The organism is Pseudomonas sp. MF09150 (genome assembly GCF_059862355.1).
In genome coordinates this window covers 1,685,054-1,699,223 of sequence record NZ_JCBCUS010000001.1, presented here as the reverse complement: position 1 = coordinate 1,699,223, position 14,170 = coordinate 1,685,054, and the positions used below count along the sequence as shown (strand labels likewise).

13 protein-coding genes are annotated in these 14,170 nt (G+C 62.2%); 5 read left to right on the top strand and 8 right to left on the bottom strand.

All coding sequences use genetic code 11. From position 1 onward, the window contains the following. Positions 1 to 26: 26 nt before the first annotated feature. Positions 27 to 773 (bottom strand): 3-oxoacyl-ACP reductase family protein, encoded by a 747-nt coding sequence (locus tag AC19YX_RS07565; protein ID WP_500606006.1) that lies wholly within the window; start codon positions 771 to 773, stop codon positions 27 to 29. Between the two features lie 125 nt (positions 774 to 898). On the opposite strand from AC19YX_RS07565, the gene AC19YX_RS07560 reads away from it, so the two are divergent. After that, positions 899 to 1,822, top strand: coding sequence for a LysR family transcriptional regulator (locus AC19YX_RS07560; protein WP_078471134.1), 924 nt, complete (start codon positions 899 to 901; stop codon positions 1,820 to 1,822). Positions 1,823 to 1,864: 42 nt separating this feature from the next. Here the strand turns inward: AC19YX_RS07560 and AC19YX_RS07555 are convergent, their stop codons facing one another. From AC19YX_RS07555 to AC19YX_RS07545, 3 genes are all read right to left on the bottom strand, one after another. Continuing rightward, the gene (locus tag AC19YX_RS07555) at positions 1,865 to 2,593 is read right to left on the bottom strand and encodes an aspartate/glutamate racemase family protein (protein WP_078471135.1); all 729 of its coding nucleotides are present in this window, start codon (positions 2,591 to 2,593) and stop codon (positions 1,865 to 1,867) included. Between the two features lie 54 nt (positions 2,594 to 2,647). Next, entirely contained in the window at positions 2,648 to 4,183 is a 1,536-nt protein-coding gene (locus AC19YX_RS07550; protein WP_421547546.1) for an NCS1 family nucleobase:cation symporter-1, read from the bottom strand. Between the two features lie 577 nt (positions 4,184 to 4,760). After that, on the bottom strand, positions 4,761 to 5,495 hold the full coding sequence (locus tag AC19YX_RS07545; protein WP_020300332.1) for a phosphoadenylyl-sulfate reductase: 735 nt from the start codon (positions 5,493 to 5,495) through the stop codon (positions 4,761 to 4,763). A 174-nt stretch (positions 5,496 to 5,669) separates the two neighbouring features. Between AC19YX_RS07545 and thrH the strand changes: the two genes are divergently transcribed. Continuing rightward, positions 5,670 to 6,287, top strand: a complete 618-nt coding sequence (gene thrH / locus AC19YX_RS07540) for a bifunctional phosphoserine phosphatase/homoserine phosphotransferase ThrH (RefSeq protein WP_020300333.1) — start codon at positions 5,670 to 5,672, stop codon at positions 6,285 to 6,287. Positions 6,288 to 6,432: 145 nt separating this feature from the next. Here the strand turns inward: thrH and pabB are convergent, their stop codons facing one another. The 4 genes from pabB to rloA all read right to left on the bottom strand — a co-directional run bounded on the left by pabB (position 6,433) and on the right by rloA (position 11,054). After that, complete coding sequence (pabB, locus tag AC19YX_RS07535) at positions 6,433 to 7,776, bottom strand: aminodeoxychorismate synthase component I (RefSeq protein WP_500606005.1); 1,344 nt, start codon at positions 7,774 to 7,776, stop codon at positions 6,433 to 6,435. Between the two features lie 217 nt (positions 7,777 to 7,993). Then, a complete protein-coding gene (locus tag AC19YX_RS07530; RefSeq protein WP_020300335.1) occupies positions 7,994 to 8,980 on the bottom strand; it encodes an alpha-L-glutamate ligase-like protein in 987 nt (328 codons plus the stop codon). Next, positions 8,980 to 10,512, bottom strand: coding sequence for an osmotic stress tolerance membrane protein RloB (gene rloB, locus AC19YX_RS07525; protein WP_020300336.1), 1,533 nt, complete (start codon positions 10,510 to 10,512; stop codon positions 8,980 to 8,982). Before rloB ends, AC19YX_RS07530 begins: the two co-directional genes overlap by 1 nt. Before the next feature lie 5 nt (positions 10,513 to 10,517). Further along, on the bottom strand, positions 10,518 to 11,054 hold the full coding sequence (gene rloA, locus AC19YX_RS07520) for a retropepsin-like aspartic peptidase RloA (protein WP_020300337.1): 537 nt from the start codon (positions 11,052 to 11,054) through the stop codon (positions 10,518 to 10,520). A 270-nt stretch (positions 11,055 to 11,324) separates the two neighbouring features. On the opposite strand from rloA, the gene AC19YX_RS07515 reads away from it, so the two are divergent. The 3 genes from AC19YX_RS07515 (at position 11,325) to prpC (ending at position 14,125) form a co-directional block, all read left to right on the top strand. Beyond that, entirely contained in the window at positions 11,325 to 12,020 is a 696-nt protein-coding gene (locus tag AC19YX_RS07515; RefSeq protein WP_078471138.1) for a GntR family transcriptional regulator, read from the top strand. Positions 12,021 to 12,031: 11 nt separating this feature from the next. Beyond that, complete coding sequence (prpB, locus tag AC19YX_RS07510; RefSeq protein WP_020300339.1) at positions 12,032 to 12,928, top strand: methylisocitrate lyase; 897 nt, start codon at positions 12,032 to 12,034, stop codon at positions 12,926 to 12,928. Positions 12,929 to 12,997: 69 nt separating this feature from the next. Beyond that, a complete protein-coding gene (gene prpC / locus AC19YX_RS07505) occupies positions 12,998 to 14,125 on the top strand; it encodes a bifunctional 2-methylcitrate synthase/citrate synthase (protein ID WP_078471140.1) in 1,128 nt (375 codons plus the stop codon). Positions 14,126 to 14,170: the final 45 nt, after the last annotated feature.

The following is a 14,170-nucleotide window of genomic DNA, read 5'->3' as shown; positions in this document are numbered from 1 at the left end:
CCCGGCGTTTTTGTGTGGCTGGCGGATCAGGCGCCGAAACCACCGTCGATGGTCAGGCTGGCCCCGGTGATGTAGGCCGCTTCAGGGCCGGCCAGGTAGGCGACGAAACTGGCGATCTCTTCGACCTTGCCGTAGCGGCCGACCGCCATGTAGCCCATCAGGGATTCGGCGAAATCGCTGTCGGCCGGGTTCATGTCGGTGTCTACCGGGCCGGGTTGCACGTTATTGATGGTGATGCCTCGCGGACCCAAGTCGCGGGCCAGGCCTTTGGTCAGGCCCACCAGCGCGGCCTTGCTCATGGCATACGGGCCGCCGCCGGCGAAGGGCATGCGATCGGCGTTGGTGCTGCCGATGTTGATGATGCGCCCGCCCTGGCCCATGTGGCGGGCGGCTTCCTGGGTGGCGATAAACACGCTGCGCACGTTGATGGCCAGGGTCTGGTCGAAATCTTCGAGTTTGAAATCCTCCAGAGGTGCTACTGCCAGCACGCCGGCGTTGTTGACCAGGATGTCCAGGCGGCCAAAGGTCTCGACGGTGTGGTTGACAGCCTGGCGAATGGCGGCTGCATCGGCGCTGTCGGCCTTGATCGCCAGGGCCTTGCCGCCACTGGCAATGATCGCGTTCTGCAGCTCTTCAGCCTTGGCGGTCGAGCTGACGTAGGTGAAGGCAACCACTGCGCCTTCGGCGGCCAGGCGTTTGACGATGGCGGCGCCGATGCCGCGGGAACCGCCCTGGATCAGGGCCACTTTGCCGTTGAGGGATGAGGTGTTCATGTCGTTCTCCTGAAGTTCAAGGCGGGTTGCCTTGTGAATGGAGCCGAGTATCGACCGCTGATTAGCAGCTGTGTAGCGGGTAATCCCTATACTCTGTGTAAACCAAAAGTTTAGAGTCGCCGCTAATGGAAGCCTTCAGCAGCATCGAATGTTTTGTCCGCAGTGCCGAAGTCGGGAGTTTTGCCGAAGCTGCACGGCGGCTGGGCCTGACCCCCGCCGCGGTCGGCAAGAGTGTAGCCAAGCTGGAAGCCCGGCTTGGGGTCAGATTGTTCCAGCGCAGCACCCGGCGCCTGACGCTGACCGAAGCCGGGCGCCTGTTTCTTGCTGAAGTCAGCGACAGCCTGCAGACCATCCAGAATGCCGTGAGTACCTTGGCCAATGCCCAAGGGCGTCCGGCCGGTACGCTCAAGGTCAGTGTGGGCACGGTCTTTGGCTGTCTGTACATCGTGCCGATGCTGGGGGAGTTTCTGCAGCGTTACCCGGAAATCCACCCGGACTGGCATTTTGACAATCGGCAGGTGGATCTGATCGGCCAGGGCTTCGATGCGGCCATCGGCGGTGGCTTCGAGTTGCCCCAGGGGGTCGTCGCGCGCAAATTGTCACCGGCCCATCGCGTGCTGGTGGCCAGTGCGGGTTACCTGCAAGGCTGCGCAGCCATTGACCAGCCCGAGGACCTGCACCATTGCCGGGGGATCCTGATTCGCTCGCCACAGACCGGACGAATCCGCACCTGGCAACTGACCGGGCGAGCCGGGGCCATGCAGCCTCTGGAGCTCAAGGCCGGCATGACCATGAGCGACTCCCAGGCGGCGTGCATTGCGGCCGCTCAGGGTTTGGGGGTGGCGCTGGTCAGCATGCCGTTTGCCGTCAACTACCTGCGTTCCGGTGCCTTGCAGCGGGTGTTGCCGGACTGGTACGTGGATGACGGCTTTACCTCGATCTATTACGCCGAGCACAAGCTGCTGCCGGGCAAGACCCGGGCCTTTGTCGACTTTGTGCTTGAGCAGTTCGCCGAGCAGGGGTTGGCGCAGGCATTCAGCGCGGTGTGATGGCCGGCCCCGTAGCCGGGGCCGGCCCAAGCGTCATGCCACTCAGCGCCCGAAGCGCAGCGGCCAGCCGACAATGGTCTTGGGGCGCGGCGTGGCGTAGGTGCGCACCTTGGAGGTGGACAGCCCGAGCCGCACCAGGGACTCGGCAATGGTCACCGCCGCCGTTACCCCATCCACCACGGGCACGCCGGTGCGCTGGCGAATCTGCTCGTCGAGACCGGCCATGCCGCCGCAACCCAGACAGATGACCTCGGCCTTGTCTTCGCTGACCGCCAGCTCCGCCTGGCGCACGATGGCCTGCACCGCGCGCTGTGGGTCCTGTTCCAGCTCCAGTACCGCCAGGCCGCTGGCCCGTACCGAGGCGCAACGGTCGTAGAGGCCGGAGAGCTTGAGCCGGTCTTCGATCAGCGGCACGGTGCGGTCCAGGGTGGTCACCACCGAGTAGGCGTGGCCCAGGAACATCGCTGTACTGGCGGCGGCGTCGGTGATGTCCACCACTGGCACATTGAGCAGTTCCTGCAGGCCTTCGCGGCCGTGTTCGCCATAGCCGGCCTGGATCACCGCGTCATAGGGCTGGTCGTAGGCCAGTACCCGGTCCATCACCGCGATGGCAGCCAGGTAGCTTTCGAAATTGCCTTCGACCGATTCGGCGCCGAAGTACGGGGTCAGGCCGACGATCTCGGTGCCGGGGGCCGCCACGCTTTGGGCCTGGCGGGCGATGGCCTGGGTGATGGAGTCGGTGGTGTTGACGTTGATCACGAGAATACGCATGAACATTCCTTGCACGTTTGCTTCAAGGGGGCCGTGGTGACGACCGGCTAGCGGTCAGTGGCTGACGTTGTCGACCGCGATGGATTCGCCGCTGATGTCGGCGTAAAAGGCCTCGCGCCGGGCGATCAGCAGGTACAGCAGGGCGGCGATCCCGGCGCCAAACAGCCAGGAGAAGGGCGAGACGCTGGCAAACCCCGGTACCAGCGCCAGGACAATGGCGATCAGCGCGGCGGGAACGAAGGCCGCCACGGCCCTGAGGTTGACCCCGCGGCTATAGAAGTACGCGCCTTGCGGGTCTTCACTGTAGAGCTCGGGCACGTTGATCCGGCCTTTGCGCACCAGCCAGTAGTCGACCATGATCACGCCGTACAGCGGCCCCAGCAGGGCGCCGAGCCCGGACAGGAAGTACACGATCACCAGCGGGCTGTTGTAGAGGTTCCACGGCAGGATCAGGACCGCGATGGCGGCGCTGATCAGCCCGGCGCGGCGGAAGGTCAGGTACTTGGGCGCCAGGTTGCTGAGGACGAAGGCCGGGGCGACGAAGTTGGCCATGATGTTCACCGCCACGGTGACAATCAGGAAGGCCAGGCAACCCAGGACCAGGAACCCGGTGTTGGGAATCGAGGCAATGATTTCGGTGGGGCTTTCAATCACCCGTCCGTTGATCTGGAACTGCGCGCCGCAGAGCACCACGGTAATGACGGCAAACACCAGGATGTTCACCGGCAGGCCCCAGAAGTTGCCCACCAGGATGGTCCTGCGGCAGGGCGACGAGCGGGCGAAGTCGCAGAAGTTGAGAATCAGGGTGCCGTAGATCGCCAGCCACAACGCGCCACCGGCAAAGATCTGGCGCCACATCTCGCCGCCGCTCAGGGGCTCGCGGATCGACCAGGCAATGCGCGCGTCGGCCTGGGTGTACATCCAGAGGGCCAGGGCGGCGACGGTCAGCAGAATCACCGGCCCGGCAAACCCTTCATAGCGCCGGACCATTTCCATGCCGTAGGCCAGAATCACCAACTGCACCAGCCAGATCACCACGAAGCAGGCCCAACCCAGGCCCGACAGGCCGAGGATCAGCTGTTGGTCATACTCGGCAAACCCCGGGTGGATGGCGATCAGCAACACGCGAAAGACCACCGACGCCAGGTAGGTCTGGATGCCGAACCAGGCAATGGCGATGACCGCTCGGATCAGCGCCGGAATCTGCGCGCCGTGGATACCGAAACTGATGCGGCTGATCACCGGGAAGGGCACACCGGTCTTTTGCCCCATGTAGCCGGAGAGGTTCATGAAGAAGTACACCAGCGCCGCGCCGATCCCCAGCGACAGCAGGATCTGCCAGCCGCCCAGGCCCAGGGCGTAGAGCCCGATGGCGAAGGAGTAGTTGGCGATGTTGTGCACATCGTTGGTCCACAGGGCAAAGATGCTGTAGCGACCCCAACGCCGGCCTTCGATTCTGGTGGGCGCCAGGTCTTTGTTGTGCAGGCGCGGGCTCAGGGCCGGCAATGCTCCAGGGGACGGGTCAGGGTAGGTCGAGGGGCGCGAGGAGGGCAGTTCGAGTGCGATGTTGTTAGAGGTATTTGTACGCATTCCGGCAGGCTCCTGACTGCGAGGCCCGCGATGACTGTGCTTGAGCTCATGCTCGACAATCTTCGTCGCAAGGCCCCGTAAGTCACTGGGTTCGGGGCATCTGCAGCCTGGCTCGCTGGACAGGCTTGCGGATATAAAATGTATGTATGTTTTGTGATAATTGTATACAAAACACGAATTCACTTAAGCCACTTCTGTGCCAGATATTTATCTATATCGCCGGGTTTTAATTTCCTTTTTATCTGTTCTATTTATAACTTTATGAATTTGAACAGTTATAAGTTGACCAATTGAACAGCTATTTATTTTTATAAGTCGTCATACAGCCATCAGCCTTATTTTTAATAAAGCGTTGGATGTAACTTTTATGGGCGGTTTATTGTGAAGTGCATACAGGAATGACACGGATGGTGACATCGAGTGTGTACAGGATTTTGGCCGTGGGCGCTCCGCAACATGGCCGGTGTTTAGCGCGTTCGCGGCGGCCAGGGGGAGAGGGGGCGTTGCGGAGGGGGCGGGCGGCGCTCTCGCGGGCCTGGGTCGCCGGCTCTTTTCAGGGCCGGCGCCGCCGTGTGAATCAGGCCTTGCTGATGATATTGCCGGCGTGCAGGCCGCACTCTTTTTGCGTGGCTTCTTCCCACCACCAACGGCCTTCGCGCTCGTGCTGGTTAGGCAGTACCGGGCGGGTGCAGGGTTCACAGCCGATGCTGATGAAGCCGCGCTCGTGCAGGCTGTTGTAGGGCAGTTCGAGCATGCGGATGTAACCCCAGACTTCTTCACTGCTCATCTGGGCCAGCGGGTTGAACTTGTACAGCGGGCGCTCCGGGGTCGAGAACGCGCCGTCGAGTTCCAGTGCCGCCACCTGGCTGCGGGTACCCGGGCTCTGGTCGCGGCGCTGGCCGGTGGCCCAGGCGCTGACGGTGGACAGTTTGCGCCGCAGGGGCTCGATCTTGCGGATGCCGCAGCATTCGCCGTGACCGTCCTTGTAGAAGCTGAACAGGCCCTTTTCCTTGACGAAGGGTTCGAGCTTGCTGTGGTCCGGCGAAATCAGTTCGATCTCGATCTTGTAGTGCTCACGCACCTGATCGATGAAGCGATAGGTCTCCGGGTGCAGGCGCCCGGTGTCGAGGCTGAAGACTTTGACGTTCTTGTTGAGTTTCCAGGCCATGTCCACCAGCACCACGTCTTCGGCGCCGCTGAAGGAGATCCACAGGTCATCGCCGAAATGGGCAAATGCCAGCTTGAGGATGTCCTGGGGGGACTTGTTGGCATAGGTCGCGGCGAGTTCAGCGACGTCGAACGGTTGGCTCATCAGGGCGTTTTCCTACAGGTCGGTGGCGCTGTGCGCTCTATAGGGGGGCGATCTTAACAAAAACCGGCCGGCCCTGGCGCGCTCCTCTGCGTTGCACCTCTCAGGGCGAATCGCTAGAGTTCGCCAGTCCTTTTGCTCGCTCAACTTAATAACCAATACAAATGGGAGTGTCTTGTGGAAATTGCCTGTCTCGATCTGGAAGGTGTGCTGGTCCCGGAAATCTGGATCGCCTTTGCCGAAAAAACCGGGATTGAATCCCTCAAGGCAACCACGCGGGATATTCCCGATTACGACGTGTTGATGAAGCAGCGCCTGCGGATTCTCGACGAGCACGGCCTGAAGCTGTCCGACATCCAGGAAGTGATCGCCACCCTCAAGCCGCTCGACGGCGCAGTGGAGTTCGTCAACTGGCTGCGCGAGCGGTTTCAGGTGGTGATTCTCTCTGACACTTTTTACGAGTTCTCGCAGCCGTTGATGCGCCAACTGGGCTTCCCGACGCTGCTCTGCCACCGTCTGATCACGGATGACACAGGGCGGGTCAGCAGCTATCAACTGCGCCAGAAAGACCCCAAGCGTCAATCGGTGCTGGCGTTCAAGAGTCTGTACTACCGGGTGATTGCCGCGGGGGATTCGTACAACGACACCACCATGCTGGGCGAGGCGGATGCGGGGATTCTGTTCCATGCACCGGACAATGTGATCCGCGAGTTCCCGCAATTCCCGGCCGTGCACACTTTTGCCGAGTTGAAGCAGGAGTTCATCAAGGCCTCGAATCGGGCGCTGAGTCTGTAATCGCCGAGGGAATTCCGGCGTCTGTCCCGGCCAGCGTCGCCTACGGCAGCGGCTACAACGGTGTAGCTGCTGCCGCAGGCGGCGCTGGCGATCTCTGGCAATATTTATCCACCTGACACCCCACGGCGTTTAGCGGCTGCCGAATTCAAAGGTTTTGCAGGGTTTCCAGCAGGACTCGGACCTTGGTGATGGACTCCTGGTATTCCTCCTCGCAATCCGAATCGGCGACTATTCCGCCGCCGCCCCAGCAGCACACCTGCCCGTCCTTGACCAGCAGGCTGCGGATGGCGATCGAGCTGTCCATTTCCCCGCGTACGTCCAGGTACAGCAATGAACCGCAATACAGGCCGCGCCGGGTCGGCTCCAGCTCGTCGATGATCTGCATCGAGCGGATCTTCGGCGCGCCGGTGATCGAGCCGCCCGGGAAGCTGCCGGCAATCAGGTCCAGGGCATCTTTGCCCGTGGCCAGCTCACCGGTAACGCTGCTCACCAGGTGATGCACATTGGGGTAGCTCTCGAGGCTGAACAGCTCCGGAACGCGCACCGAGCCGAGCCGGCAGGTGCGCCCCAGGTCATTGCGCAGCAGGTCGACGATCATCAGGTTTTCCGCGCGGTCCTTGGGGCTGGCCAGCAGTTCGGCGGCATTGGCCGCGTCTTCGCTGGCGTCCTGGCCGCGGGGTCGGGTGCCTTTGATCGGGCGGGTCTCGACCTGGCCCTGGCTGACTTTGACAAAGCGCTCCGGCGACAGGCTGAGCACCGCGCCGCCATCAGGCAGGCGCTGAAAACCCGAGAACGGCGTCGGGCAGGCCAGGCGCAGTGCGCGGTAAGCGCTCCAGGGGTCGCCCTGGCATCCGGCGCGAAAGCGTTGGGCAAAGTTGACCTGGTAACAATCGCCGGCCTGGATGTACTGCTGGATACGCTGGAACGCCTGGCGGTAGTCCTCGGCGCTGAGGTCGGCGGTCATGGTGCTGGTCAGGGTGAAGCGGTCCGCGGTAGGGGATGGCGCTTGGCTGAACAGGTCGATCAAGCGTTGTCGCTGGTCGTCGCCGAGGCTGGGGTGGAACACCAGTTGGCTGCTGGCTTGCTGGTGGTCGCTGATCAGGGCCCAAGAGTACAGGCCAAGACGTGCGTCCGGCAGATGCAGGTCGTCCCCGGCCTGGCTGGGCAGGCGCTCCAGGCGCCGGCCGAAGTCGTAGCTGAGGTAGCCGATCAAGCCACCGGCAAAGGGCAGTTGGCAGGGGGCAGGAAGGTCGGCCGGGCCCAGTTGCTGGAGACTGCTGCGCAGGCGTTGCAGGAACTCGGCCCCGCTTTCACCGGCCTGCACCGTCAATTCAGCCAGGGGCCAGGCGCTGAGCAGGTCGTAGCGACCGCGCTCGGCACTCGGGCGGCCGCTGTCGAGCAGCACGGCCCCTGGGGCATGCTGAATCGCTGCAAAGTAGGCGGCAGGGTCGGCGCGGTAGGGCAGTGGGTGTACGGAACAGGTTGGCATGCGGGGCAGATCAGTCATCGAAGCGCGGCTGGCGATTGTAGTCCTCTGCCAGGGTTGCTCCTAGAGGGATGTCGGCGATTACGGCGTTCGTGGCGTATTCGGCGTGCGGTGGTTTAAGGAGGGGGTGACATTTTTGCGCTGCCTTTGCCGGCCGGCGTCCGGACGCGGCCCGAGCCTTTGGCTGCGGCTACAGAGAGCGGTAGCCGCGCCGACAGGCCTAGCCTTCGACCGGCGGAATATGGCCGAACAGTTCCTGGGCGAATTTCACCCGGTCTTCGACGCTTTCTTCGATGCCGCGTGCCTTCAGCTCTTCCAGGCGCGCCTCGACCGCATGGGTGCGCAAGGTCAGGCCACAGTCGTTGGCGATCTGGATGTTGAGGCCGGGGCGGGCGTTGAGTTCGAGGATCAGCGGGCCTTTTTCCTGGTCCAGGACCATGTCCACGCCGATGTAACCCAGGCCGCACAGCTCGTAGCAGCCCGCCGCGAGCTTCATGAAACCGTCCCAGTAGGGCAGTTGCACGCCATCCACCGCGTTGGTGGTGTCCGGGTGCTTGGTGATGATGTTGTTCAGCCAGGTGCCGCGCAGGGTCAGGCCGGTGGCCAGGTCGACACCGACGCCGATGGCGCCCTGGTGCAGGTTGGCCTTGCCCCCGGACTGGCGGGTCGGCAGGCGCAGCATGGCCATTACCGGGTAGCCCATGAGCACGATGATGCGGATGTCCGGCACACCCTCGTAGCTGATGCTCTTGAAGATCTGGTCCGGGGTCACCCGGTATTCGATCAGTGCACGATCGCGGTGGCCGCCCAGGGAATACAGGCCGGTGAGAATGCTGGAGATATGGTGCTCGATCTCCTCGTGGCTGATGATCTTGCCCGACACCGTGCGATAACGGCCCTCGAAACGGTCGGCAATCACGATGATGCCGTCACCGCCGGCGCCCTGGGCCGGCTTGATCACGAAGTCGCTGCGCCCGGCGATGATTTCGTCGAGCTTGTCGATTTCCTTCTCGGTGGAGATCACCCCGTACAGCTCCGGCACATGGATGCCGGCCTTGATCGCCCGTTCCTTGGTGATGATCTTGTCATCCACGATCGGGTACAGGCTGCGCTTGTTGTACTTGAGCACGTAATCGGCGTTACGCCGATTGATGCCCATGATTCCCCGCGCTTCCAGGGCTTTCCAGGTCTTCCACAGGCCGAACATCAGGAGTCAGCCTTGACGAAGGCTTTGAAGCGTACGAGCTCGGTCAGGCGGTAGCCGCGATAGCGACCCATGGCCAGCATGAAGCCCACCAGGATCAGCAGGATCGCCGGGAAGGTGAAGACGAAGTACGTAAGCTCCGGCACGCTCATGATCAAGTGCGCCAGGGAGGCTGCGAACAGCGTGCCGATCGCCACTTTCATGGCATGGCCGCCACCGCGCTCTTCCCAGGTGATCGACAGGCGCTCGATGGTCATGGTCAGGATCACCATCGGGAACAGCGCCACCGACAGCCCACGTTCCAGGCCCAGCTTGTGGCTGAACAGGCTGATGGCGGCAATCAGCACCACCACGAACGTCAGCACCACCGACAGCCGCGGCAGCATCTGCAACTTCAGGTGTTCGAGGTAGGAGCGCAGTGATAGCCCGAGCGCCGTAATCACCGTAAACAGCACGATGCCAAAGCCCAACTGGGTCTCGCGGAAGGCCAGGGCAATCAGCACGGGAGTGAAGGTGCCCAAGGTCTGCAGGCCGATCAGGTTGCGCAGGATCAGGATCACCAGCACGCCAATCGGGATCATCACCATGATCATGAAGGTCTGCTGGGTCTGCAGCGGCAGGCCGTACAGCGAATACTCGAGGAAGTTGGCGTCGGTGTTCTCGTCGGTCAGCTTGGCCAGGCGAATGGCGTTCATTTCGCTGTTGTTGAGGCTGAAGGTGACGTTGGCTTTCTTGCCGCCATCGACGGTGATCAGGTTGTCGTCGCCGGTCCACCACAGCAGGCGGTCGGTGGGCAGGCCTTGTTCACCGGTTTCCGGGTTGAAGTACAGCCAATCGTTGCCATTGAAGCTGCGCAGCCACAGCTCCGGAGTTTGCGGCTGGTCGGCCACCAGGCGGATGGTGTGCACCTTTTCGATCGGTACGTGGGCGATGGACAGCAGCAGTTCGACGATCTTGGCCTTGTGCGGGGTGGACGGGTCGCCGGCCAGCAGCAGTTTCACGTTGTCGTCGTTGAGGTTGTTGACCCGCTTGATGGCTTCGCCGATGAAAGTCTCGACGTCGGCCGAGTGCTGGCGAATAGGTGCGAGCAGGGCTTCGGCAGCGATCTTTTCCGGGCCTTCGACGGCAATGCTGTCACGGAAGGTCGGGCCTTTGACCTTGGCTTTCTCGCCGGTGTAGCGCTTGGTCAGCACCAGGCGGTAGTACAGGGTCTGGTTGCCCTTGGCCCGGCGCGCCGACCAGGTGACCTTGCGGTTGCCATCGACGCGGTTCACCGCGACCCCGTAGTTGTTGGAGATAAAGCTTTCGTTGAGGCTGACGTAATCGCGGCTCAGGGGCGGCACGAACATCTGGATCTTGATCGGGTCCTTGGCGTTGGCGACAAACTCGACCTTGGCGTCGATGTTCCACAGGTCGTCGGTGGCGTCTTCGGTCACCGGAATACCGAGCACGAAAATCTGGTAGGCCGTGATCGAGATACCCAACACCACCAGGATGGCGATCAGGACTTTCAGATGAAGGGTAAGAGAGCGCATTGGAATTACTCTGCGGTTTGAACGTCGATGGCGCAGGCGGGTTTGCCAGCAGCGTATTTAAGACTGGGGTCGACCAGCGCGTCGAAGCGTTTCAGGGCTTCGGAGCCGATCAGCAGCGGGTATTGGAATGCACTGCGGTCGGTCAAGTTCACTTCTATGCTGCGCAGGGCCGTGCCCATGCACACATCAAGGGTAATGACCGGGCGCGAGGTGTATTTCTTGTCGTCTTCGGGATCGATGTCGCCGGCGCGGCGCTTGATCTTGCTGACCCGAGCCAGCGGCCGTTCGATCGGGTGGGAATGGGCGGCATCGATGGCCAGGTAGAAACGCACCCAGGACTCGCCATTACGCTTGAAGCGTTTGATGTCGCGGGCGCTGAGGGAGGCGGTTTTGGCCCCGGTGTCGAGCTTGGCCGCGACTTCCAGGTCGATACCGGCCAGCCTTGCGTATTCATTGAGACCGTATACGGTCTTTTCGGCGGCAGCGCTCACGCCGGGCAGGCACAAGAGGCAGAGCAATAGGGAAAAGGCCTTGAGTCTCATAAATCCTGATGTGTCGCATGGGTTCTTCAGTTCAAGGCGACTGGCATTGCTGCGCAAACTCCCTCGTGTGCCTGCCATATAAAGATGACAGGCAAATGCGGGCGGCATTCTAGCACGCTGGTTTTATGGCGCCAGCGCCGGGGGCGGGCCATTTGAGTTGTTTTGGTGCAAAGGGTTATTAGACGATTGTCGACAATGTCTATTTTTCCTTTGACTGTAATGGGGTAATTGGCTAGTTTTTGTCACATTGATTTCAAAGGTGTCGACAATATGCTGGATCAACTCGATCCCCCGGTTCTGCTTCAGGACGATTCCGAGACCTTGTCCGAGAACGTTTTCCGGCGCATCCAGGCGGCGATCGTCAAGGGCGAGATCGCCCCCGGCAGCAAGATCTCCGAACCCGAGCTGGCACGCACCTACGGCATCAGCCGCGGCCCGTTGCGCGAAGCCATCCATCGCCTCGAAGGGCAGCGCCTGCTGGTAAGGGTGCCCCACGTTGGCGCGCGGGTGGTGTCCCTGAGCCACGCCGAGCTGATCGAACTCTACGAAATCCGTGAATCCCTGGAAGGCATGGCCTGCCGCCTGGCGGCGGAGCGCATGACCACCGAGGAAATCGACGAGCTGCGCCGGGTGCTCGACACCCACGAGCGCGATGCGGCATTCCAGGCCGGCGTCGGCTACTACCAGCAGGAAGGGGATTTCGACTTCCACTATCGGATCATCCAGGGCGCCGGCAACCGCACCCTCACGCAAATGCTCTGTGGCGAGCTGTATCAACTGGTGCGGATGTACCGCATCCAGTTTTCCGCCACGCCCAATCGGCCGCGCCAGGCGTTCGCCGAGCACCACCGGATTCTCGATGCCATCGCCGACCGCGACGGTGAATTGGCCGAGTTACTGATGCGCCGACATATCGGCGCCTCCAAACGCAACATTGCGCGTCACTTTCCAGAGTCCGCGCCCTAGAGAGGTGAGTCATGAGCTCCACTAACAAAAGCACTCCAGGCCAGCGTTTCCGTGAGGCGGTCGCCAGCGAGCACCCCTTGCAAGTGGTCGGCACCATCAACGCCAACCACGCCCTGCTGGCCCAGCGCGCCGGTTTCAAGGCCATCTACCTATCGGGTGGCGGGGTGGCTGCCGGCTCCCTGGGCGTGCCGGACCTGGGCATCACCGGCCTGGATGATGTGTTGACCGACGTGCGCCGCATCACCGACGTCTGCGACCTGCCATTGCTGGTGGACGTGGACACCGGCTTCGGTTCCTCGGCGTTCAACGTGGCTCGCACCGTCAAGTCGATGATCAAGTTCGGCGCGGCGGCGATCCATATCGAAGACCAGGTTGGCGCCAAGCGCTGCGGCCATCGCCCAAACAAGGAAATTGTCTCGCAGCAGGAAATGGTCGACCGCATCAAGGCCGCCGTCGATGCGCGCACCGATGACAGCTTCGTGATCATGGCGCGCACCGACGCCCTGGCGGTCGAAGGCCTGGAATCGGCCCTGGATCGCGCCGCCGCCTGCATCGAAGCCGGCGCCGACATGGTGTTTCCGGAAGCCATCACCGAACTCGAGATGTACCGGATTTTTGCCGATCGGGTAAAGGCGCCGATCCTGGCCAATATCACCGAATTCGGCGCGACCCCGCTCTACACCACCGAGCAGCTCGGCTCCGTGGGCGTGTCCCTGGTGCTGTACCCGCTGTCGGCCTTCCGCGCCATGAACAAGGCGGCGGAAAACGTCTTCACCGCGATCCGTCGCGATGGCACCCAGCAGAACGTGATCGACACCATGCAAACCCGCATGGAGCTGTACGACCGCATCGACTACCACGTCTTCGAGCAAAAACTCGATGCGCTGTTTGCACAGAAAAAAGGTTGATTAGCCAACCACGAACAAACCGTTGATGAAGTTGCCAAGTCCCTAACAAATTCAAGATTGGAGAGAGCAATGGCCGAAGCAAAAGTATTGAGTGGCGCGGGCCTGCGTGGCCAGGTTGCCGGGCAGACCGCACTGTCCACCGTGGGCCAGGCGGGCGCCGGCCTGACCTATCGCGGCTATGACGTGCGTGAACTGGCGGCGGATGCCCAGTTCGAAGAAGTGGCCTACCTGTTGCTGTACGGCGAACTGCCCACCAAGGCCCAACTGGCGGATTACCAGGCCAAGCTGGGCAAGCTGCGCGACCTGCCCCAGGCGCTGAAGGAAGTGCTGGAGCGGATCCCGGCCGACGCCCACCCGATGGACGTGATGCGTACCGGCTGCTCGTTCCTGGGCAATATCGAGCCTGAGAAGGACTTCAGCGCACAGCACGATGTCACCGACCGCCTGCTGGCCGCATTCCCGGCGATCATGTGCTACTGGTACCGCTTCAGCCACGATGCAAAACGCATCGATTGCGTGAGTGACGAGCCCTCCATCGGCGGCCACTTCCTGCACCTGCTGCATGGCAAGAAGCCTAGCGAGTTGCACGTCAAGGTCATGAACGTGTCGCTGATCCTCTACGCCGAGCACGAATTCAACGCCTCGACCTTCACCGCCCGGGTCTGCGCCTCGACCCTGTCCGACCTGTATTCCTGCGTCACCGCGGCCATCGGCTCGCTGCGCGGCCCGCTGCACGGCGGCGCCAACGAAGCGGCGATGGAGATGATCGAACGCTTCAGCTCGCCACAGGCCGCGGTCGAGGGCACCCTCGGCATGCTCGAGCGCAAGGACAAGATCATGGGCTTCGGTCACGCGATCTATAAGGACAACGATCCGCGCAACGAGGTGATCAAGGGCTGGTCGAAAAAGCTCGCCGACGAAGTAGGCGACAAGGTGCTGTTCCCGGTCTCCGAAGCCATCGACAAGACCATGTGGGAGCAGAAGAAGCTGTTCCCCAACGCCGACTTCTACCATGCCTCGGCGTACCACTTCATGGGCATCCCGACCAAGCTGTTCACGCCGATCTTTGTCTGCTCGCGCCTGACCGGCTGGGCCGCCCACGTGTTCGAGCAGCGGGCCAACAACCGCATCATCCGTCCAAGCGCCGAATACATCGGCGTTGAACAGCGCAAGTTCGTGCCAATCGAGCGTCGCTGACCGGCAGCGTGTCGGCGCTGATATTGAATGAGCCGGGAGTCCCGT

Bases quoted from the DNA above. Each gene is read 5' to 3' on its own strand.
- AC19YX_RS07515 (WP_078471138.1), top strand. From the start codon at position 11,325: ATGCTGGATCAACTCGATCCCCCGGTTCTGCTTCAGGACGATTCCGAG.
- prpC (WP_078471140.1), top strand. From the start codon at position 12,998: ATGGCCGAAGCAAAAGTATTGAGTGGCGCGGGCCTGCGTGGCCAGGTT.
- rloB (WP_020300336.1), bottom strand. From the start codon at position 10,512: ATGCGCTCTCTTACCCTTCATCTGAAAGTCCTGATCGCCATCCTGGTG.
- pabB (WP_500606005.1), bottom strand. From the start codon at position 7,776: ATGCCAACCTGTTCCGTACACCCACTGCCCTACCGCGCCGACCCTGCC.
- AC19YX_RS07560 (WP_078471134.1), top strand. From the start codon at position 899: ATGGAAGCCTTCAGCAGCATCGAATGTTTTGTCCGCAGTGCCGAAGTC.
- prpB (WP_020300339.1), top strand. From the start codon at position 12,032: ATGAGCTCCACTAACAAAAGCACTCCAGGCCAGCGTTTCCGTGAGGCG.
- AC19YX_RS07555 (WP_078471135.1), bottom strand. From the start codon at position 2,593: ATGCGTATTCTCGTGATCAACGTCAACACCACCGACTCCATCACCCAG.
- AC19YX_RS07550 (WP_421547546.1), bottom strand. From the start codon at position 4,183: ATGCGTACAAATACCTCTAACAACATCGCACTCGAACTGCCCTCCTCG.
- AC19YX_RS07530 (WP_020300335.1), bottom strand. From the start codon at position 8,980: ATGTTCGGCCTGTGGAAGACCTGGAAAGCCCTGGAAGCGCGGGGAATC.
- AC19YX_RS07565 (WP_500606006.1), bottom strand. From the start codon at position 773: ATGAACACCTCATCCCTCAACGGCAAAGTGGCCCTGATCCAGGGCGGT.
- AC19YX_RS07545 (WP_020300332.1), bottom strand. From the start codon at position 5,495: ATGAGCCAACCGTTCGACGTCGCTGAACTCGCCGCGACCTATGCCAAC.
- rloA (WP_020300337.1), bottom strand. From the start codon at position 11,054: ATGAGACTCAAGGCCTTTTCCCTATTGCTCTGCCTCTTGTGCCTGCCC.